A 20,349-nucleotide genomic window follows, 5' to 3' on the forward strand; every position below is an offset into this window, starting at 1 on the left:
AAAACAAAGGGAGTCTTTCGACTCCCTTTCTCTTATTGAAGTAAATACCTCTTACTCTGATTGACCTGGTCTAGGTGTTTGCCATGGCCAGCGACCATCGATTTCTAATGTGAGTGACCAACTCAAAAAGCAACGAATTAAAACAATGGCGCCCAATACTGCCACACTTGTCAAGGTTGGGCTGATGGCTACAGTACGGATCACATCCCCCGCAACCAAGACTTCAAGACCAAGGATCAAAGAGCGAACGATCTGAATACGAAAAGTTTTATAGGCGATATCGGCCGTCTGCGTAATCAGGCCTTTTGCAAAACAGAAGAGGCCCCATAAAACACCGATGGATACTACGGCGACTCCAAGGGCATCCATCACATCACTGACATCGCGAATAATTTCAATTTGATTCATGTTCCGGTCTTTTGAGATTGAATGCCTACATATTAGCTCGTTTAGCACTAGCCTCCGTTATAAATTACACTGTGCCATCTATTGCTTTATTAAATCCAAGGAAATCAGAATGAGCTTAATTGACAAATTACAGTGGCGCTATGCCACCAAGAAAATGGACTCCACAAAGTCCGTACCACATGAAAAGGTAGAGTTAATCCTAGAGGCGATTCGCCTGACTGCCAGCTCTAGTGGATTACAGCCGTATGAAGTGCTTGTGATTACCAATCAAGCTATTCGCGAGAAGATTAAAGCCATTTCCTGGGACCAAACCCAAGTAGTAGATTCTTCTCATTTGCTCGTTTTTGCCGCTTGGGATACCTATACGGCAGAGCGAATTAATCAATCATTTGATATGACTGAGAAGCTGCGCAACTTCAAAAGCGAAGCTGGTGACATTTACCGCCAGAAGCTACTTAATGGTTATACCGCGAGAGATGCTGAAACCAATTACACCCATGCTGCAAAGCAAGCATATATAGGACTTGGTACTGCCCTCATTGCGGCAGCGTACGAGCAGATTGATTCCACACCAATGGAAGGCTTTGATGCTGCAGCTCTCGATGAAATCCTCGACCTCAAAGCAAAAGGTTTGCGCAGTGTTGTCATGCTGCCGCTAGGTTATAGAAAGGCAGATGAAGACTGGTTGCTTAACTTGAAAAAAGTCAGAAAGCCTAAGGAAGACTTTGTTACTTGGATTGAGTAAGAAATAGAAGTATAGAAAAAGTAAAAGCCACCCGAGGGTGGCTTTTTTAACAGCAAAATTAACTATTCAGTTAATTAAGCAGCTTTACGGCTTTTAGCGGCTGGCTTAGTAACAGCGTATTGACCTTGAATATTTGCCAAAGCAGCATCAACACTCTTCTCAAAGTTAGCAAATGCGTCAGTTGCAGATGCGCGAACTTGATCAAACTGTTGGAGTGAAGAATCAAATGCAGTTTTGAATGCAGAAACAAAAGCTTCAGAACCAGCAGGAGCTGTCTTAGTAGCTTCTTGAACAAACTTAACCAAATCAGCACGTGCGTCATTAACAGAAGCATCAACTACTTGAGCTACTTCCTTGTTACCGTTACGAACTACTTGGTTTACTTTAGCTTGATAAGCAGCAGCGTATTTAGCGGCTTCTTGAGCAGCTTCTGGCTGAGCTAATTTAGCTAATTGCTGTGCATCCTTGATTGCCAACAATTGTGAGCTTGTATCTTGAGCAGCAACTAAAGCATCTTTAGCAGCAGCTTGGTTGATTTCAGCTAATTCTTGAGCGCTTTCAACAGCAACTTGTGCCAAATGTTTAGCAGTTTCGATTGCTTTAGCTTGTGCAGCAGCGAGTTGGTCGTTTAATTGAGTTTGGAACATGATTTATCCTTAATTTGTTAAATGGGTATTTATATTGCAATGCACCATTCTAAGATCCCTATTTTCCAAAAGCAAGATATTTTTGTTGCAAAGCAACATATATTTTCTAAAACCCCATTTCAAGGCTTTAAATAGGGTTTATTGGGTAATTAAATTCTAATTTTCCCATATAGTTTTTAGGGGAATTAGCTAGGAACTTCCAAAAATCATTAGCAATAAAGGGTTAGGCGTTCCTACTTTACCCAGGTGGTAAATTCCTCTGCACTGACTCTAGGAGTGTGAAAACTGTTCACTAATGCGTTTTTGTCGGCATATCCAAGTGCCATACCGCACACAAGCATCTCGTTCTCTTTCGCACCAATGCAAGGCAGGATGATCTTTGCATAGTCATTCCATGCCGCTTGTGGACAAGTATCCAAGCCCTCACCTCTGGCTGCAACCATCATGTTCTGCAAGAACATTCCATAGTCAAGCATCGAGCCCCTACCAAGCTCTTTATCGATAGTGAAGAAGATGCAAACTGGCGCACCAAATGCCTCAAAGTTTTTTCGATGCTGAGCATGCATCTTATCTTTATCGCCTTTAGTAATCCCTAATAAACCATACAGGCCCCAACCGTTTTCACGACGCCTGTCTATATAAGGGCTAAACCATTTTGTGGGGTAATAGTCGTAGGCGGATTGATATTCTTTTGCTAAATCGGGATTGAGTGCAATGTCATCATAAGCAGCGCATACCTTTTTGCATAAATCATCAAGAGCTTTGCCTTCTACAACATAGGCCTTCCAAGGTTGCGTATTAGTACCGGAGGGTGCACGCGCAGAAATATTGAGTAACTTGAGCACGGTCTCTTTGGTGACGGCTTCTTTTGTAAATGCTCTTACCGACATACGCGAAGTAATTGCCTCGGCTGGAGTTAATGTCTGCATAAAGATTCCTTAGCTTTATTTAGGTTTAGCGCTACTTAGCTCTTGCTTTATGTAGCTTCCGATAACTATCGATTAAACGATGATGCCTATCTAGCCCCTCTAACTTCATGCTCGTTGGCGTTAAACCATAGAAAAGCACGCTTCCATCGATTGAACCCAAAACGGCATCCATCCTAGCATCACCATACATACGGCGGAAGTTCGATTCATAGTCTGCCATCTCCAATTCATCATCTAAGTGAACTTCAAGGGCAGCATCTAGAGCTTGGTAAAACAATTTACGCTCTACTGTATTGTCGTTGTACTGAAGAAAAGCGCCCACTAGCTCATGTGCTTCCTCAAATTGCTTTAGCGCAAGATGAATCAACAGCTTTAACTCCAGAATAGTAAGTTGGCCCCAAACGGTATTCTCATCAAACTCAATGCCAATTAATGTGGCGATGTCGCCATACTCATCTAGTTCGTTATTTTCCAAACGATCCAGAAGTGCAGTTAAGCTAGCATCATCTAGTTGGGATAAATTGAGAATATCCTTGCGGAACAGTAAAGACTTATTAGTGTTGTCCCAAATCAAATCTTCAATTGGGTAGACTTCAGAGTATCCTGGGACTAAGATTCGACAAGCTATTGCGCCCAGTTGATCATAGACAGCTACATAAGCCTCTTTGCCAATCGCTTTCAGAATACCAAACAGAGTTTGGGCTTCTTTAGCATTCGAATCCTCGCCCTTGCTAGAAAAATCCCACTCTACGAATTCATAATCTGATTTAGAGCTAAAGAAACGCCAGGATACAATGCCGCTGGAATCAATAAAGTGCTCAACAAAGTTGTTCGGCTCAGTCACGGCCTCGCTGGCGAAAGTAGGCGGGGGCAAATCATTCAAGCCCTCTAAGCTGCGCCCCTGCAATAGCTCAGTCAAACTTCTCTCTAAGGCAACTTCAAGGCTTGGGTGAGCACCAAAAGAGGCGAAGACGCCCCCTGTTCTTGGGTTCATTAAGGTGACGCACATCACTGGATAAACTCCGCCAAGTGATGCATCTTTAACTAGTACCGGAAAGCCCTGCTCTTCCAAGCTCTGAATACCAGCCAGAATGCTGGGATATTTCAAGAGCACTTCTTGCGGTACATCCGGCAATGCAATTTCGCCTTCCAAAATTTCACGCTTTACTGCTCGCTCAAAAATCTCTGACAAGCACTGCACCTGCGCTTCAGCTAGTGTGTTGCCAGCGCTCATCCCATTACTGACGAACAGATTCTCAATCAAGTTAGATGGAAAATACACAGTCTTGCCGTCCGATTGCCGCACATACGGCAATGAACAGATGCCACGCTCTACATTACCGGAATTAGTATCCACTAGATGCGAAGCCTTTAGCTCTCCATCTGGGTTATAAATGTTTTGAGAGTATTCATCTAGAATTTCAGTGGGCAATGCATCTTTCTTACCTGGCTTGGACCAACGCTCATTGGGGTAATGCACAAACTCTGCATTGGCAATATCCTCACCCCAATACGCGCCGGCATAAAAATGGTTATTACTCAAGCGCTCGATATACTCGCCCAGAGCAGAAGCCAAAGCACTTTCCTTGGTTGCACCTTTACCATTGGTAAAGCACATCGGGGAATGCGCATCACGTATATGCAAGGACCATACATTCGGAATCAGGTTGCGCCACGACGCGATTTCGATCTTAATACCCAGGTTAGCCAAAAGACCTGACATATTGGCAATGGTTTGCTCTAGGGGCAGATCTTTACCCAGAATACGGGTGCTAGCGCTAACGTCAGGCCTTAAGGTCAATAGACTCTGCGCATCAGCATCAAGATTGGCAACCTGCTCAATAACAAACTCGGGGCCTTCCTGTACTACCTTCTTAACTGTACAGCGCTCAATTGAGCGGAGAATACCTTGTCGATCAGTTGCCGAAATATCGGCCGGCAGCTCAACTTGAATCTTAAAGATTTGTTTGTAGCGATTTTCTGGATCAACAATATTGTTTTGCGATAGACGGATATTCTCAGTAGAAATATTCCGAGTTTCGCAGTACAGCTTTACAAAATAAGCTGCACATAAAGCTGATGAAGCTAAGAAGTAGTCAAATGGTCCCGGCGCAGATCCATCGCCCTTATAGCGGATTGGTTGGTCAGTAATGACCGTAAAGTCATCAAACTTTGCTTCTAGACGAAACTTATCGAGAAAATTGACTTTAATTTCCATGGGAATGATTCCAAAATGGCGCAAAAAATATTGTGAGCACCATTATCCATCCCAGCACCACCTGCAGAATGTCTTTGAAGGCTAAGTTAGCCACATTTGGCGATAAATGCCATCCGGATCATGATCTTGGGTTTGCTTGGCTACATTAAAAGATCTGCCTCCCCTAGGATCGGTGCCTTTTCCGGCAATATATAACCAGTTGCCTTGATTGCTATAAACATCGTAGTCAATCAATTGATATTCAAACCAAGCAGCACCCCCTTGCCAATCACCCTTCATGTCATAAATCCAATAACTTGCCACTATTTGACGCATGCGATTGGATAGATATCCCGTTTTTTTCAATTCACGCATACCGGCATCTATCAGCGATTCCCCTGTATTACCAGACGACCATTTGGAGAATTTTTCACCATCAAACTGATTGCTAGGCGCCTTACTTAAACCTTTGGAGTTATAGAGCCTTTTGCCATACTTAAAGTGGAGAAACCGGAAGTAGTCTCTCCAAAGTAATTCAAACCAAAGCCAGTAGGTCCCATCATTTGCTCCATAGCAAATTTCATAATCCGCTAATTGCTTTGCAATGAATCCTGCAGAGCAACAACCCTGCGCTAGCCATGGGGAGAATTTGCTGGAGTAATCCATACCAATCAGCTCATTACGTGTTTGTTTATAAGTATCGGTAAGGCGTCGCTCGAAATATTGCTGAATATGGGTTTGAGCACTCCGCTCCCCACCCCGAAACTTGCTACCACCAGACATAGTATTACCGCCCAACCCTTTGATGGAGGTCGTCTCAATGACCGGCAATGAAGGAATGCTCTTGGGAGCATCTACGGGAATAGCAAAACGTAATTTTTGTTTTTCGACTTGCTGACGAAATTGGGTAAAGATATCTGGCATCTCCTGTAATGAAAATGGAAGAGATAGGGCGTCCAACATGCTTGATTGCCATAATGGATTAATCTGGAAACTAGCACTTCTTAATAGCGCCAGCTGCTCCAGCTCTTCGGGAGCCTGAATTTGCTCACAATAAATAATGTCTGTATCAATCTGTGCTTTTAACTTCTCAAAAACATATAAGACATTACCAGTCATTTCAAATAAATCTGATCCCAAGTCTCGAAGCTGACTGCGTAATTCCCGCAAAGATTGATCCAAAAATACCTTGCGATGCTCTCCTATTCTCGGAAATCCCCATGCAGTATCTTGTCCTAGGTTGGGCTGATGAATATAGACTGGTAGCAAATGATCCACAGACTTACATGCCTGTAAAAACGATGGGTTATCTTCTAGACGGAGATCATTTCTAAACCAATAGAATGCAGTTGTCATTTATCTGTGCCAATCTGAATTATTTGATTCCTATAGGTACCCGATAGCGCTTTTTTGACTATCTTATAAATGTCGAGATCAAATTCAGCCTCACCTGACTGTGCCAACTCATAAAGCTCATCCTGATTAATCGCGGTACCCAAATAGCACCATTTATCAATTACGATCATTTCGCCGCCCTCTTTAATGGCGATGGCTCCAGAATAAGGCCAAACCTGAACTTTAAAGAGTTCCATGGCTGTTTTTAACTGTAAATTATGTAAGGCAATAGGGGTAAGATTGATGCAGGTCCCACTGCATTGCTTTACTTGATAGCCAAAGCAAGATTTACCTTCAATACGCTTCTCTAGACCAAGCAATGCTTCGCATAAATTGTATTTTTTTGCGATCGCTTTTAAATAAGAATGTGCTTCTCGCTTGCTATAAAACAAGCCATATAAATTATCTTGTAACCCGGGGGCTAAATGATGATGGGTGACCAAAGAAGGCGTCAGAACTCCAATAGCATCCTCCTCCAAGCTCCAAGCACAAAGATCCTTAGATCTACGCAGCTTAATATTGAGAGAGGGCATGCGCTCTTTTATTAATCTCGACTCTAGAATTAAAGCGCCCAGCTCTCCACTCGTTTCGATCCAATCAATATCTCGAACCTGCAAAGAAAGTTTCATTTCTTTGCGTTGCGTTAAAGCGCCCTGAAAGTGCCCCATCACCCTGCTCCGCAAGGAAATACTTTTGCCAATATAAAGAGGGGTCTTATTTTCCCCATAAAAGATATAACAACCCGGACCATCGGGTATGGAGTCTATTAAATTCTGGTCTATGTTCGAGGGCAGACTGGCATTACCAATGAGCTGACTTATAACCTCATTCAATTTTTCTTGCCCGAACTTTGACTCACACACACGCCAAAATTGAAGCAATAAATCAGCATCCCCTAGTGCGCGATGTCTAGCGCTTACCTTTAGTCCATGGGTGCTAATGATGGTATCGAGATTATGGCGGGGCTGATCTGGGAAAAGTAATCGAGATAGCTTTACGGTGCATAAAACTTTAGGTTTAAAGTCAATGCCAACCCTCTTAAAAGAGGCTTTGATAAAGCCATAATCAAAGCGAGCGTTGTGAGCAACAAATATTTTTCCCTCAAGCTCTTTTTTTAAATCTTCCGCAAGTTCAGAAAAACAGGGCTGTCCTTGCACCATTGATGGTGAAATACCAGTCAGTCTTTGAATATTTTGTGGGATATAGGTCTGCGGATCAATTAACTTTTCCCATACCTGAATCTGATTACCCGCTAGTGTTTTAATTCCAATTTCAGTAATGCGATCACGATCGAAATGAGACCCTGTGGTTTCAATATCAACAAAAGCTAAATCGGGGTAAGGGCCAGGCTGACTGTTCACGCGAGAGACATAAAATCCATTTAGTTTGCCGATGGACCTCTATTTAGGTATTCAGCAAAACTGAAAATGGAATTGGGGCCGCGAGCCACATCCTCAACTTTTTTGAAGCTTGTTTTCACAACCTTCTGAGATTCGCCTTTTTTCTTTTTTTCCTGACTAGGGGTTACTTGCTTTTCTAATTGCAAGTAGGGTTTCCGCTCTGGCGCCGTCTGTACTTCACTAAATCGTGGAATGTAATCTTTGATTGCAGAAGCTAGAGTCACATTTGAGATGCAGCTCATCATATATGTTTCAAGCGATTGATAAAGCTCTTTAGCAATATCCGATACCTCAACTTTTCTCTTCTTAATTTGGTTCATTGCTAGAACGATATCCTTGATGGTAATAATTCTAGGATCCTTTGAAAGTTGATACCCGCCTGCCCGACCTCTAACTGCAGTCACAAGACCCGACTCCCTTAGTGGACGCAGCAAAAGTTCGATACGACTGACTGATATATGCTGTCTTTTTGCTATCTCTGGAGCAGGGACAAGCTGCCCATTAGCTGAATGGCTTGCAATATCTACGAGGGTATTGAGAGCTACCCTGACTGCTTTGGTGACTTCCATGGGAGTTTCTGCATAAAAGTTAGATTGAGGCTAGTATGAAACTGATCCGAAAAGTGTGCTGCAGCGCATTAATTAACCCTATCTAACTTATGGTTGAAATAACTAGACCCCAGCACCCCCTTACCCATCGGCTACTTCGCTTTCTAGCCTGCATTCTGGCCGGCGGAATCATTTCTCAAGCCATAAGCTGCCTAGCGGCTTATTTATTAATTAGCGATTCACAAGCTGCGGGTATGGTGGCGCACATAGTAGTTCAGCAACTTTCCTACTACTTTTTAGGATGTGCGTTCGCAATCTTAAGCATTGCCAACATTCTCATTAAAAGGGGTTCGTCTCCACTTAAAAATATCCGCCTACTTTTACTAATACTGATGATGGCAGTTGCAGTGGTAAGTTTTCTTCTCATACCGCGCATGGATTACTTGAGGGAAACAGCGCTAATAGATGGTATGCCAGTCATGCTCTCGCCGTTTGCCAACTACTTTCAGGTTTTGAATATCTTAGTGCTGATGCTGCTGTTAACGCAGATCATTGCCGGCATCCTGGTGGCATGGCGCCTGACTAAATCAGAATCAACCTAGATGCGCTCGAACCGCAACAATCAAGGGTATCTGCTGCTCTGGTCTTAGAAACTGACCCAGCTCTATACGTAAGCTTGATTGGCTTATGTGAAAGACCTTTGACCCTTCCGAGGGCATTTCAATTTTGGCCCACTGCGTATTCAGTTCATACACAGTCTCTTTGTAGCCAATGAATTTTTTGACCAAAAGACGTTTGCCATCAATCTCAATCGTTTCACAATCTAACGCATGTCTACAGTAGATTATAAATCCGAGTGTTACTGCAAAAAGCTCTAAGGCTGTAAAAATGGGAATGACCCATACTCCCGCTAAGAAGAACCCAGTTGCGACTGTCAGCGAGAGACAAACTAGAACAATATAGAACTTGAGGAGCTGCTTAGGAGTCAGCGCGCAGTTTCTGCGCATTTGCCAGCGCTTCATATTGATGTAGTTCTGGAAATGACTAGTGAGAACCTATTGGCCTTTACTACGCTCTTGAGATTTCGCTAACTGGTCGGCGCTTCTTTGTTGAAAATCCACCATGGAGTGATACCCCATTTGATAACAAGGGCAATGCTTACCCAGAATCCAGCGAGCGAGTTTGATGCGTAGTTTTTGGACCATTTTTTACCTCTGATTGGTGAACCTCAAATGTAAACGGAAAACGCATTTATTGCTGAGCGGAGATTAAAACTGGGGGGTATTTACCGCGAGATTCGCGTCAGCAAAAATTATTCAAATCCATTAAATTGATTAGATGACTAATTTAGACTCCACCACTCGAAAAATACCGCTATTCCCACTAGGAACCGTACTGTTTCCAGACGGCGTAATTGCCCTCAAGATCTTTGAGGCACGCTACCTCGACATGATTAAGACATGCTTGCGTGAAAAAACAGAGTTTGGCGTTGTTAGCATCATGAAAGACCAGGACCCCAAAGGAGATTCGCCTCTTGTTTTTTCCCAAATCGGAACTCTAGCCCTAATTGAAGATTTTGACCCCGTTCAACCCGCCTTATATATGACTAGGTCATCTGGAACGCAGCGCTTTAGACTTCTTCATAGCCAACAAGAATCTAATGGCCTGTGGATTGGTGAAGTTGAGCTTCTAGCGAATGATCCCGTTACCCCTATCCCTGAAGAACATCAAAAGGTCGTGAAATTATTAAATGAAATTATTTCAGTCATTCAGAGTGAAGATTTATTAGAGGAGTCCCCATTTAAGAAGCCCTTCAAGACAGATGACTGCGGCTGGGTATCAAATCGCCTTGCAGAACTATTACCCATCTCCCTGGCCCAAAAGAACCATTTGCTAGCCCAAACCAATCCCAGAATCAGACTTGATCTGGTTACGGAAATTATCGAAGATGATGGTTTGAGCAATCTCATGTTGCACTAAATCCATGCTTGATGAGCTTATTCGTAAAACGATTCGTGAAATGGTGGGGGGCGGTGGACCACCGATTGCTTTTTTAACGCCAGCAGGCGATCGCGGCCTCTTTGGCCCAGAATCGATTGCCTGGAAAGTACACGCAGACTTTATCTCAATGATGATTGGCGGCATCAGCTCACTAATCTTGCAAGCCCTTCATCCACAAGCCTTAGCAGGAGTTTGGGATCATTCCAGTTTTAGAGAGGATCTTAAGGGCCGGCTCGGTAGAACGGCTTTCTTCATTGCTGCTACTACTTATGGATCAACCGAGATGGCAGAAAAAGTGATTGAAAAGGTTAATCAGATTCATGCAAAGATTCATGGCTTTGATGAATTCGGAAAACCCTATTCAGCTACCGATCCACATCTACTGGCCTGGGTTCATCTCACAGAAACGCATAGCTTTATGCAGGCTTTTGAAGACTATAGAAAAGAGAAATTAAGCCCACAGGAGAAGGATCAATACTTTATTGAAATGAAATCTCTTGGGGAAAGAATGGGTGCCGATCATTTACCGAGCACCTACGCTAAAACAGATAGAGCGATTCAAAACTATATTCCTGAGCTTTACTTTGGGGAGCGTGCAAAAAGTATCCTTGCTTTGCTCGAGAACTTTCCTGGCAAGCTTGCTGCAAAGCCGTTTATCAAACTGATTACTCGCGCTGGCTATCTGAATCTTCCGGATTGGGTCTACCCCTTTATCAAGAGGCCTACCCCTAGCCTGATTGAGCGTTTAGCAGTCAAAAAGAGTATCGATTTAATTGCAGTGCCCATTCGTGAGGCCCTTAAAGATGGGGTGGCTGCCCACTCACTCCGCAGAGTTAATGGATAATTTATTTAGAGAGACATCATGATCACTAATTACCTAATATCAGGCATGGTTGGCATCATGCTTTTCTTTACTATCGTAGTAGCTCCGACTGTATTTAAGGTGCTCCCCGTTGAATGGTCCAGCAAGTACGTTCGGAATTTTTTTCCCAAGTACTATGCCTGCCTGGGCTTAATTACTATCGTCGGTATTTTCACGGCACCCGATGGAGTCGGCAAGGTCTTACTAGCGATCTGCGCGCTACTCTTTGCCTTTACTTTGCTCTACTTGACTGGAAAAATTAACGAGGCCAAAGATCAAGGACAAAGTCGTCGCTTTCATTTATTACATGGTGCAAGCGTTGTTATCAACTTATTTCAGCTGATTACCTTCATTTATCTTTTAGTCAAATGATCATGAATAGATGAGTGACTAAGATCCAGACTTAAGCTTGTTTGGATCTGACTCTTCAGCCTTATCTTGCTTGATAGGTAAATTCAAACTAGGGGCGGACATTTTTTCACCATCCCAAACTTGCCCACACCAACACTCGCCCGCATCATTAATGATGCATACACCTGAGCCACAGCAACGCTTATCCGGGGTCTTCATACATTAGCCTAATCAAGAAATTGAAATTAAGGCTATTCTAGAGTTTTTATGAAACTAGCGCTTGATCTTGCAAGCAGTAAATGATGCAAAACTCTTTATTTGAAACCTGCCTCAGCGACCATGCCGTGAATATTTTGTCGAAGGATGGGAGCGCTCATTACTACCCCAATATCTTTAACGAGGAAAGCTCTACCCTATTCATGAGCCAGCTTCAAGAATCCCTTACATGGGGGCCAGAACAACTCATGATGTTTGGGAAATTAGTGACTACTCGTCGTAAAGTGGCCTGGGTTGGTGATCCAAAGTGCAGCTATACCTATTCTGGGATAAAAAAGATTCCCCAAAACTGGACATCTGAACTTTTGTTCATTAAAGCTCAATTAGAAGAAATATCACAGTCCGAGTTTAATTCTTGTCTACTAAACCTCTACCATGATGGAAATGATGGTATGGGTTGGCATAGTGATGATGAAAAAGAGCTTGACCCCTTATCACCCATTGCATCGCTAAGTCTTGGGGCGCAGCGCAAGTTTGCCTTTCGCCATAAAAAGGACAAAGAAACGATTTCTCTTTTTTTGGGGAACGGTAGTGCTCTCGTCATGCATCCACCTACTCAAGAATATTGGCAGCACGCTTTGCTGAAATCCAAAACTGCGTCAGATATTCGCATAAATTTAACGTTTAGAAAAATTAATATTCGTGATGAATGAGCTCAAACCAAAACCATCTGTAGCAATCATAGGTGCAGGCTTAGCAGGCCTTAGTTGCGCTGACAGATTGCAAACGCTAGGCTTTCAAGTCCAGGTTTATGAAAAGAGTCGCGGACCAAGCGGTCGGATGAGCACCCGTCATGGCGAGGGTTGGTCGGCAGATCATGGAGCTCAATATTTCACAGCAAGAGATCCTGTGTTTATTGAGGCACTCAATACATGGATAAAGGCAGGTGTAGCCGCCGACTGGAATCCACGCTTATCTGTATATGAAGGTGAGCAATGGCGAGAGGGCAATTCCTCCGAGCATCGCTATGTGGGCATTCCCGCCATGAACTCACCCGGTCAATTTTTAGCCAAAACCATATCGATTAAGTTTAATCAGACTATCGATAAAATTTACCAGCAAGGCGGTAAATGGTTTCTCCGTAGCCTAGAGAATGGCGATGTTACCCAATCCTTTGATTACTTGGTATTAGCAATTCCTGCGCCTCAGAGCTTCGCTCTTACCAAATTAGTAGACCACTCCATTGAAGTAATTTGCTCTAGCGTAAATATGCAAGGCTGTTGGACGGCGATGGCACGGCTCTCAGAAAAAGTGGATATGCCATTTGATGCCGCCTTCATTAATGGTGAAATCATTAGCTGGATCTCTCGAAATAATTCCAAACCTGGACGTACTGGCCACGAGACCTGGACAATACATGCAAACCCCCAATGGAGTCAGCAATGGATTGAGCTAGATAAAGAGGAGTCTAGCAAGCGCATTCTAGAGTCCGCAAAGAAGCTTGGACTCAATTGCCAGAATGCTGAAATTTCTATCCATCGCTGGCGTTACGCAAGCGGAGCAATCACTACAGAAATGGGATTTATTCTGAATGAAAATAACAAGCTTAGTCTGTGTGGCGATTGGCTTAATGGTGGCAGAGTTGAGGGAGCGTGGTTAAGTGGCTACAAATTAGCAAATGCAATCAATATTTCCGCAGAAACGAACCTATAAGGATCACACTATGTCGCGTAAGGCATCAATCGAATTGCGAGATCTCAAGCTACAAACTCAGATTGGCACGTACAAAAGTGGCGACATCATCCCTGATAGTCATTTATTGGATCTCACACTTTGGATTGACTCGAATCTCGTATTGATTTCTGAGGACAAGATGAGCAAGGTCTTTGATTACGACCCTCTCGTACTTGAGATTACGAGGCTAGCTAGTGATGGTCATTATGAAACCCAGGAAAGACTGATGAGTAGAATCATTGAAGCCTGCGCTAGATATTCACAAATTCAATCGCTAGACATCAGCCTCAGAAAATCTCCAGTAAGCAATTGCTCTGGTTCACTAGGCGTTAGACTAAGTCTGGATCAGGAAGCTTTATTACAATTAAAAAGCTAAATCTTATTTAGTTGATGGGTTATTGCTGTAGTATTTATCAGCGATAGTACGCACCTTGCTTGCTATCATCACCCTCCAAAAGATGTCCAGTTTTCACAAAGATGATGCAACCTTCTTTACTAAAGGGTTGATGCAAGCTCATATGAGGACTTCTGATCCAAGAGCCAGCGGGATAACGCCCATGCTCATCCTCAAATACGCCTTCAACTACAAAGATTTCCTCACCACCGTAATGCTTATGGGGATTGAAATAGGTTTGCGGTGCCCAACGAACCAAAGTTGAACCACTACCTTGCTGCATCAGCGGCATCACATTTAACCCTGGCACCATACCTTGATACCAAGGGGCAGTTTTAGTATCAATTACCTCTCTCGCGACCTGATCTGGGCCGAGATGTCGCAATTTCACGAAAAGCGTACAGCCAGTTTTACTGAATGGCGCATGAGAGGACCCCGGAGGATTCATCAGATATGTGCCGGCAGGGTAGTCACCAATCTCGTCACTAAACACCCCATCTAAAACCAAGATCTCCTCACCGAATTCATGGGTGTGGGTTTTAAATTGGGTGCCAGGCTGATAGCGTACGATAGAAGTCGCTTTTGCTACCTCATCGCCAATACGGTCGAGCATACGCCGCTCAACCCCTGGCTCAGGACTCGGGATCCAAGGCAAATCATGGTGGTTAATGACGACTCGTTGGCTGTAATCAGAATTGATATTCACTTGGTTAATTTCACATAGGTAAAGACCCATAAGCATAGCAAGCTAATGAGATAGGTGCTTAAAGGAGAAAAAGGGGTCCATACCCTCTCACACAAACTACGCTAAAGTCTATTAAATACCCTGAATTCACTTAATGCTTTCAAAAGACTTTATGAGCTTACTTCCCAATCCATTTAATGCTCTCATCATTGGCGCCTCGGGCACTATTGGCTCCAATTTTGTCAAACTCCTAGAAAGCAATCCATCATGCTCCAAAGTCATTGGCATACATCGCAACTCTGCTCATGCAATTGATTACCATCACCCACAGACTATTGAAGCTTCTGCAAACAGTCTGACTGAATTAGGACCATTTCAATTGATCATCAACACTATTGGTATGTTGCATTCAGAAGAATGGATGCCAGAAAAGAAATTGGGTGATTTAAATTCAACTCAATTGGCCGAGATGTTCAATACAAACACCATTGGTCCAGCTCTAACAATCAAGCATTTCTCAAAACTCTTGGATCCAAAGCACAGCGTCATGGCAACGCTGTCTGCCAAGGTTGGCAGCATTGAAGATAACCGCCTCGGAGGCTGGTATAGCTATAGAGCTTCAAAAGCCGCGCTCAATATGATCATCAAAACGGCCTCTATCGAATTTGCAAGAACGAAACCCAATATTGCTTTGATTGCCCTCCACCCAGGCACCGTGAACTCTGGATTATCACAACCTTTTCGTGGACAGCAAATCGGCAGAGATCCCTTAGAGGCTGTGACTGATATGTTCAACGTTCTTGCGAATGTAAATAAAGAAGATACAGGCAGTTTTCTGACTTACTCCGGAGAAAAGCTACCCTGGTAGAACCAGAGGACTACAAGAGTCCCGCAGTGGCATTTAGTGACGGAATAGGTAGTTTAGAGGAAGTGAGCGTCCCTTTATAGGAATTGCCTTGTAAAAATTCTCCCCCAGTTTAAAAAACATCCTTGTAGCGGCAATAGAAAGAGTTTGTTGCTCAAAAATTTTCTTCAACAAGATTCTGTAGAATAAAACTCATGAAACCTACTATCAAAATAGACTATGTATCGGATGTTGCCTGTCCTTGGTGCGCTGTAGGCCTAGGCAATCTTAATCAAGCTATTGCCAAGTTTAGGGATCAAGCCAATTTTGAAGTGCGTTTTCACCCCTTTGAGCTCAATCCCAATATGCCCTTAGGCGGTCAAGATGCCATTGAACATCTCACCGAAAAGTATGGCTTAACAGCGGAAGAGGTCAAAGCCAATCAAGCCAACATTCGCTCCAAAGCATTAGAGGCAGGATTTGAGTTTCATCCAGAAGGTCGAAAAAGGGTGTACAACACATTTGATGCTCACCGACTATTGTATTGGGCAGGGCAGGAGTTTGGACTAGAGAGACAGGCGATACTCAAAAAGGAATTGCTCAATACTTACTTTTGTTTAGCAGTTAATTTAGATGACCAAGAAAATTTGATAGATGCAGTAATACGCTCAGGCCTAGATTCGGCTAGGGCTCAAGACGTGCTCAAGAACAATGAATTTTCTAGGGAAGTTCGAGAAGAAGAGTCTACCTACACAAATGCAGGCATAAACTCAGTTCCCTCAATCATTCTGAATGATCAATATCTTTTGCAAGGCGCCCAACCTACTGAGTCATTTGTACAAACATTCGAACAACTAATTCAAAAGAGCTAAGGATAAACTCCCTGTAGTTTTCAGTGGGCGCTTGAGTCGGGTAGATAGAAGCTCTGCATTCTCAATAACAGCGCTAACTTTTTCAATTTTTTGCCTTAAGGCCTTAATGCCTTATATGAATTCTTGAGCTATCCTCTTACTTATGGCGGAATGGCAGAGTGGTTATGCGTGAGATTGCAAATCTCGCTACCTTGGTTCGATTCCAGGTTTCCGCCTCCAAATTTAGTACTCGACTACAGGACCTCTCGTGACCTTAAGCCCCCTTCCAGCTGCTGATTAGGATTTGTTGAGGTGACTTGATTTCCAATATCATTAGCGCTTATGACCAACATACTCTCCATTTCTCATCTTCATAAGACTTATCAATCTGGCTTCGAGGCCCTAAAAGATATTAATTTAGAGATATCCAAAGGTGAGATCTTTGCTCTACTTGGACAAAATGGCGCAGGAAAAACTACCCTAATCAGCATTATTTGCGGAATCGTGAGCCCCAGTAGCGGTCGGGTTTTAGTGGATGGTAAAGATATTATTGGCGATTACCGTGAAGCAAGAGAGTTAATTGGCCTTGTTCCTCAAGAGCTCTCTACCGACTCTTTTGAAACCGTCTGGAATACCGTAACATTTAGTCGAGGTTTATATGGAAAACCATCTAAGCCAGCATTCATTGAAAAGATCCTGAAAGACTTGTCCTTGTGGGATAAACGTCACAGCAAAATTATGACGCTATCTGGCGGTATGAAACGCCGAGTAATGATTGCGAAAGCGCTCTCTCATGAACCCAGCATCCTCTTTCTGGATGAGCCCACTGCAGGAGTTGATGTTAGCCTCAGAAAAGATATGTGGAATTTGGTCAAAATTCTGAAAGACAACGGCACTACCGTCATTCTCACCACTCACTATATTGAAGAGGCTGAAGAAATGGCTGATCGTATTGGCATTATTCGCAGCGGCGAGCTCATCATGGTGGACAATAAATTAGCGCTGATGAATAAACTAGGTAAAAAAGAGTTAACCCTTCAGCTACAAAGCCCGCTCCAGAGCCTGCCGAAGGAGTTGGATTTACCGAGTCTAAGTCTTTCAGAAGATAAATATGAACTTACTTATCGCTTTGACTCCAAAGACGAAGATATTGATATTGCGCAGCTACTACAAAAGATCACCAGCCTAGGCATTATCTTTAAGGACCTCAATACAAAACAGAGCTCACTAGAAGAAATCTTTGTAAATCTTGTTAACTCAAAGGCTGATACACATGAAGCTTAATTACTACGGTGTACGTGCTATTTATAAATTTGAGATGGCAAGAACGCGGCGCACGTTAATGCAAAGCATTATTGCCCCTGTTATCTCGACTTCCTTGTACTTTATTGTTTTTGGATCTGCTATTGGTTCGCGTATGACTCAGATGGAGGGGATCTCCTATGGGGCATTTATCGTGCCTGGCCTCATCATGCTTTCACTGCTCACGCAAAGTATTTCTAATGCCTCATTTGGAATTTACTTTCCTAAATTTAGCGGAACTATTTATGAGATTCTCTCTGCGCCAATATCTCCACTGGAGATTGTGATGGGCTATGTTGGCGCTGCAGCAAGTAAATCGATTATTTTGGGCTTAATCATTCTGGCTACTGCAACTTTTTTTGTTCCACTTCAAATAGATCATCCTTTGTGGATGCTATTTTATTTGGTGATCACTTCAATCACTTTCAGCATGATTGGCTTCATCATTGGTGTATGGGCAGATGGCTTTGAAAAACTACAAGTGGTACCTCTACTCATCATTACACCGCTAACTTTCCTAGGTGGAAGCTTTTATTCAATCTCTGTTTTGCCACCCTTCTGGCAAAAAGTAGCCTTACTCAACCCAGTTGTGTACCTGATTAGCGGCTTTCGTTGGAGCTTTTACGGTATTGAGGACGTGTCACTTTGGGTAAGCCTAGGAATGACAATGTCTTTTTTAGCAATATCAATTGCCGTTGTCATTTGGATCTTTAGAACCGGTTACCGTCTTAAGAAATAACCCCAAAAGACAAAAACCCCACCATTTCTGCCGAGGGATTTATTGTTTCGATGTATAGCGTTTTGTATAGTGAAACTATCCCTTCCCTAGCCCTTCAGAACAACAAGAAGAAGTAGTTACTTGAGTTTCCTGAAGGAATTTCCTAAAGCAGACTAAGCTAGGGACTGTTACGCAATTCAATTCCATCAACATTACCAAGATTAAAGTGATAACCATAGAACACCATTCGAAGACGTATGAATTTGAGACGCTTGATGAGGCAATGAATTGGGCTAAGCAGCTAGGCGAGTTTGTTACGATCAAATTTAATGATCTAGAGATAGCAGGCAAGTTTGGGGTAGACGGCATTACTAGCGGTAAATTCCCAAATGGCGAGCCGTATACATGGAAAAAACGTCGGAGATATTAGGGCGCTGATTAATTTTCACTTTCTGCCCTATCGGACACTGAATCTTTTAATCACGAGATCCCTAAGTCGTGATCGCTATACAAAGTAGCGCTCAAAAAAACCACCCGAAGGTGGCTTATACAATTCTTAGTTACATGAGGCTGAGGATGCAGCTATATTCTCATTACTTAAGCTGCGCCCTAATTTCACCAGATTTATTTGTAGCGCTATGAACATTGAGATAAAGATTTCCGCTCTTCAGACTTTGGATCTGAGCCTCGGTTAATTTAGCACCTGCTGGAGCCGACCAGACATTATCTGCAGTTTTACTAAATGGAACAATGACCGGACCATTTTGACCCATAGGGGCTTCGTGGATATGCGCCATAGTCCCTTCCATACCCATGGTAGTGATAGTTCCGGATACAGAGCCATCTGGAGCAACCATAATTGAACCCACTCCAGATGCAGAAGTCGTGACTGGTGGCACCTCTTGAGACCCGGTTAGGGTTACTTTCATAGACTGCGCTGATGCACCAAGTGAGGCAATCCCAACACTAAATACCAAAGCAGCTTTAGCAAAAACATGATTAATCTTCATCTATATCTCCAATCGGGTTAGCGAATCCTCAGACTATCATACCCACAGGCATAAATCATGACAATTAATTCGCTTTATACGCATCTTTACTATCTACCCTAGAATCACCTTGTACATTACATTTAAACCTAGGCAAACTCGGATTTATTGACTTGAAACTGCGTATTGAAATCGTAACGCCCGCACCCCCTGGCACCCTTCACGGAAACCGTATTACTGCTTTACGGTGGCATCAATTCTTGTCACGCCTCAATTACCAAAGCGCTATTACAGAGCAATGGTCTAGAAAGCCATGTGATGTTTTGATTGCACTGCATGGGCTACGAAGCCATGACTCTATTCAAAGGTTTAAAAAAGCCTTCCCCAGGCAACCAGTCATATTAATCATGACTGGAACAGACATCTACCGAGACCTAAAAAACTCCACTAAGGTTATCAAGTCAATGGAGATGGCTGATGCTATTGTGGTTCTTCAACCAGATGCCATTCAATCTCTACCTAAGAAATTTCATCATAAAGTTCAAGTGATTTACCAGTCAGTAAAAGGCATCACTAGAAAGCCGCCACCAAAACGTCATTTTTTAGCCAGCATCATTGGCCATCTGCGGTCTGAAAAAGATCCCTTTTGTGCTGCGCAATGCCTATCTTTGCTGCCCTCAAACAGCAAGATTCAGCTGGTACAACTCGGCAAGGCAATGAGTCCTGAGTTTAAAAAGCAAGCACTCTCTATTGAAAAAAACGTTATGCGTTATCGATGGTTAGGCCAACTGAGTCACTCTAAAACGCTTCAGTGGCTCTCCCGCTCACACGTGATGATCATATCCAGCATTATGGAAGGTGGCGCCCATGTGGTGTCTGAAGCTATTGCTATTGGCATCCCAGTAATTGCATCAGACATTCCAGGTAATCGAGGCTTACTGGGAGATGCCTACCCCGCCTACTATCCAGTAGGCGATAAAGTTGCTTTAAGCAAACTACTAACCAAGGCTGAAACCAATCCAGCCTTTTATGAAAAATTGTGCAGGGCGATTGCCTTGCGTCAGAAGATTGCCAAACCAGAATTAGAGCAAAAATCTATTCAAAAGCTCATTAAAAGCCTGATTAAATAATCA

26 protein-coding genes and 1 tRNA gene are annotated in these 20,349 nt (G+C 43.2%); 15 read left to right on the forward strand and 12 right to left on the reverse strand.

Annotation, left to right across the window (positions count from 1 at the left end):
• Positions 1-51: 51 nt before the first annotated feature.
• Positions 52-408, reverse strand: a complete 357-nt coding sequence (locus ICN44_RS02710) for a DUF1622 domain-containing protein (protein ID WP_215320723.1) — start codon at positions 406-408, stop codon at positions 52-54.
• A 109-nt stretch (positions 409-517) separates the two neighbouring features.
• On the opposite strand from ICN44_RS02710, the gene ICN44_RS02715 reads away from it, so the two are divergent.
• On the forward strand, positions 518-1,153 hold the full coding sequence (locus ICN44_RS02715) for an NAD(P)H-dependent oxidoreductase (protein WP_216262582.1): 636 nt from the start codon (positions 518-520) through the stop codon (positions 1,151-1,153).
• Between the two features lie 74 nt (positions 1,154-1,227).
• Here the strand turns inward: ICN44_RS02715 and ICN44_RS02720 are convergent, their stop codons facing one another.
• From ICN44_RS02720 to ICN44_RS02745, 6 genes are all read right to left on the reverse strand, one after another.
• Positions 1,228-1,800: a phasin family protein gene (locus tag ICN44_RS02720; protein ID WP_216262583.1), complete on the reverse strand. Its 573-nt coding sequence runs from the start codon at positions 1,798-1,800 to the stop codon at positions 1,228-1,230.
• A 233-nt stretch (positions 1,801-2,033) separates the two neighbouring features.
• A complete protein-coding gene (locus ICN44_RS02725) occupies positions 2,034-2,729 on the reverse strand; it encodes a nitroreductase (RefSeq protein ID WP_216262584.1) in 696 nt (231 codons plus the stop codon).
• Between the two features lie 31 nt (positions 2,730-2,760).
• Positions 2,761-4,947 (reverse strand): OsmC domain/YcaO domain-containing protein, encoded by a 2,187-nt coding sequence (locus ICN44_RS02730; protein WP_216262585.1) that lies wholly within the window; start codon positions 4,945-4,947, stop codon positions 2,761-2,763.
• 81 nt (positions 4,948-5,028) lie between these two features.
• The gene (locus tag ICN44_RS02735) at positions 5,029-6,282 is read right to left on the reverse strand and encodes a DASH family cryptochrome (RefSeq protein WP_216262586.1); all 1,254 of its coding nucleotides are present in this window, start codon (positions 6,280-6,282) and stop codon (positions 5,029-5,031) included.
• Positions 6,279-7,682 (reverse strand): exonuclease domain-containing protein, encoded by a 1,404-nt coding sequence (locus ICN44_RS02740; RefSeq protein ID WP_216262587.1) that lies wholly within the window; start codon positions 7,680-7,682, stop codon positions 6,279-6,281. Before ICN44_RS02740 ends, ICN44_RS02735 begins: the two co-directional genes overlap by 4 nt.
• Before the next feature lie 20 nt (positions 7,683-7,702).
• Positions 7,703-8,290, reverse strand: coding sequence for an Rrf2 family transcriptional regulator (locus tag ICN44_RS02745; protein WP_216262588.1), 588 nt, complete (start codon positions 8,288-8,290; stop codon positions 7,703-7,705).
• An 89-nt stretch (positions 8,291-8,379) separates the two neighbouring features.
• Here ICN44_RS02745 and ICN44_RS02750 point away from each other — a divergent pair, with 89 nt between their 5' ends.
• Positions 8,380-8,871 carry a hypothetical protein gene (locus ICN44_RS02750; RefSeq protein ID WP_215310668.1) on the forward strand — a complete coding sequence of 164 codons (492 nt, stop codon included), beginning with the start codon at positions 8,380-8,382 and terminating at the stop codon, positions 8,869-8,871.
• Here the strand turns inward: ICN44_RS02750 and ICN44_RS02755 are convergent.
• The gene (locus ICN44_RS02755) at positions 8,863-9,291 is read right to left on the reverse strand and encodes a DUF2244 domain-containing protein (protein ID WP_216262589.1); all 429 of its coding nucleotides are present in this window, start codon (positions 9,289-9,291) and stop codon (positions 8,863-8,865) included. The genes ICN44_RS02750 and ICN44_RS02755 overlap by 9 nt on opposite strands.
• Positions 9,292-9,324: 33 nt before the next feature.
• On the reverse strand, positions 9,325-9,474 hold the full coding sequence (locus ICN44_RS02760; RefSeq protein WP_215320741.1) for a hypothetical protein: 150 nt from the start codon (positions 9,472-9,474) through the stop codon (positions 9,325-9,327).
• Between the two features lie 133 nt (positions 9,475-9,607).
• Here ICN44_RS02760 and ICN44_RS02765 point away from each other — a divergent pair, with 133 nt between their 5' ends.
• From ICN44_RS02765 to ICN44_RS02775, 3 genes are read left to right on the forward strand one after another with little or no spacing between them, the layout of a single operon-like run.
• Positions 9,608-10,249 (forward strand): LON peptidase substrate-binding domain-containing protein, encoded by a 642-nt coding sequence (locus tag ICN44_RS02765; RefSeq protein WP_216262590.1) that lies wholly within the window; start codon positions 9,608-9,610, stop codon positions 10,247-10,249.
• Between the two features lie 4 nt (positions 10,250-10,253).
• Complete coding sequence (locus ICN44_RS02770; RefSeq protein WP_216262591.1) at positions 10,254-11,114, forward strand: oxygenase MpaB family protein; 861 nt, start codon at positions 10,254-10,256, stop codon at positions 11,112-11,114.
• An 18-nt stretch (positions 11,115-11,132) separates the two neighbouring features.
• Positions 11,133-11,504, forward strand: a complete 372-nt coding sequence (locus ICN44_RS02775) for a DUF4149 domain-containing protein (protein ID WP_216262592.1) — start codon at positions 11,133-11,135, stop codon at positions 11,502-11,504.
• A gap of 18 nt (positions 11,505-11,522) precedes the next feature.
• Here the strand turns inward: ICN44_RS02775 and ICN44_RS02780 are convergent, their stop codons facing one another.
• Positions 11,523-11,702 (reverse strand): hypothetical protein, encoded by a 180-nt coding sequence (locus tag ICN44_RS02780; protein WP_215310674.1) that lies wholly within the window; start codon positions 11,700-11,702, stop codon positions 11,523-11,525.
• An 80-nt stretch (positions 11,703-11,782) separates the two neighbouring features.
• On the opposite strand from ICN44_RS02780, the gene ICN44_RS02785 reads away from it, so the two are divergent.
• From ICN44_RS02785 to ICN44_RS02795, 3 genes are read left to right on the forward strand one after another with little or no spacing between them, the layout of a single operon-like run.
• Complete coding sequence (locus tag ICN44_RS02785) at positions 11,783-12,412, forward strand: alpha-ketoglutarate-dependent dioxygenase AlkB (RefSeq protein ID WP_216262593.1); 630 nt, start codon at positions 11,783-11,785, stop codon at positions 12,410-12,412.
• Positions 12,405-13,412: an NAD(P)/FAD-dependent oxidoreductase gene (locus ICN44_RS02790; RefSeq protein WP_216262594.1), complete on the forward strand. Its 1,008-nt coding sequence runs from the start codon at positions 12,405-12,407 to the stop codon at positions 13,410-13,412. Before ICN44_RS02785 ends, ICN44_RS02790 begins: the two co-directional genes overlap by 8 nt.
• Before the next feature lie 10 nt (positions 13,413-13,422).
• On the forward strand, positions 13,423-13,809 hold the full coding sequence (locus ICN44_RS02795) for a dihydroneopterin aldolase (RefSeq protein WP_216262595.1): 387 nt from the start codon (positions 13,423-13,425) through the stop codon (positions 13,807-13,809).
• Positions 13,810-13,846: 37 nt separating this feature from the next.
• On the opposite strand, the gene ICN44_RS02800 is transcribed toward ICN44_RS02795, so the two are convergent.
• A complete protein-coding gene (locus ICN44_RS02800; protein WP_216262596.1) occupies positions 13,847-14,533 on the reverse strand; it encodes a cupin domain-containing protein in 687 nt (228 codons plus the stop codon).
• A gap of 151 nt (positions 14,534-14,684) precedes the next feature.
• Here ICN44_RS02800 and ICN44_RS02805 point away from each other — a divergent pair, with 151 nt between their 5' ends.
• From ICN44_RS02805 to ICN44_RS02830, 6 genes are all read left to right on the forward strand, one after another.
• On the forward strand, positions 14,685-15,380 hold the full coding sequence (locus ICN44_RS02805; protein ID WP_215310679.1) for an SDR family NAD(P)-dependent oxidoreductase: 696 nt from the start codon (positions 14,685-14,687) through the stop codon (positions 15,378-15,380).
• A gap of 191 nt (positions 15,381-15,571) precedes the next feature.
• Positions 15,572-16,228, forward strand: coding sequence for a DsbA family oxidoreductase (locus tag ICN44_RS02810; protein WP_216262597.1), 657 nt, complete (start codon positions 15,572-15,574; stop codon positions 16,226-16,228).
• Positions 16,229-16,372: 144 nt separating this feature from the next.
• Positions 16,373-16,447, forward strand: a tRNA-Cys gene (locus tag ICN44_RS02815).
• A gap of 102 nt (positions 16,448-16,549) precedes the next feature.
• Positions 16,550-17,491: an ABC transporter ATP-binding protein gene (locus ICN44_RS02820; protein WP_216262598.1), complete on the forward strand. Its 942-nt coding sequence runs from the start codon at positions 16,550-16,552 to the stop codon at positions 17,489-17,491.
• Positions 17,481-18,248 (forward strand): ABC transporter permease, encoded by a 768-nt coding sequence (locus tag ICN44_RS02825; RefSeq protein ID WP_215310681.1) that lies wholly within the window; start codon positions 17,481-17,483, stop codon positions 18,246-18,248. The genes ICN44_RS02820 and ICN44_RS02825 overlap by 11 nt, the downstream gene beginning before the upstream one ends.
• A 205-nt stretch (positions 18,249-18,453) precedes the next feature.
• Positions 18,454-18,657: a hypothetical protein gene (locus tag ICN44_RS02830; protein ID WP_215310682.1), complete on the forward strand. Its 204-nt coding sequence runs from the start codon at positions 18,454-18,456 to the stop codon at positions 18,655-18,657.
• A gap of 163 nt (positions 18,658-18,820) precedes the next feature.
• Here the strand turns inward: ICN44_RS02830 and ICN44_RS02835 are convergent, their stop codons facing one another.
• Positions 18,821-19,237, reverse strand: coding sequence for a CHRD domain-containing protein (locus ICN44_RS02835; RefSeq protein ID WP_215310683.1), 417 nt, complete (start codon positions 19,235-19,237; stop codon positions 18,821-18,823).
• A gap of 152 nt (positions 19,238-19,389) precedes the next feature.
• On the opposite strand from ICN44_RS02835, the gene senB reads away from it, so the two are divergent.
• Positions 19,390-20,346 carry a selenoneine biosynthesis selenosugar synthase SenB gene (gene senB / locus ICN44_RS02840; protein WP_216262599.1) on the forward strand — a complete coding sequence of 319 codons (957 nt, stop codon included), beginning with the start codon at positions 19,390-19,392 and terminating at the stop codon, positions 20,344-20,346.
• Positions 20,347-20,349: the final 3 nt, after the last annotated feature.

The sequence above is a fragment of the Polynucleobacter sp. JS-Fieb-80-E5 genome (assembly GCF_018882015.1).
Classification (GTDB): Bacteria; Pseudomonadota; Gammaproteobacteria; order Burkholderiales; family Burkholderiaceae; genus Polynucleobacter.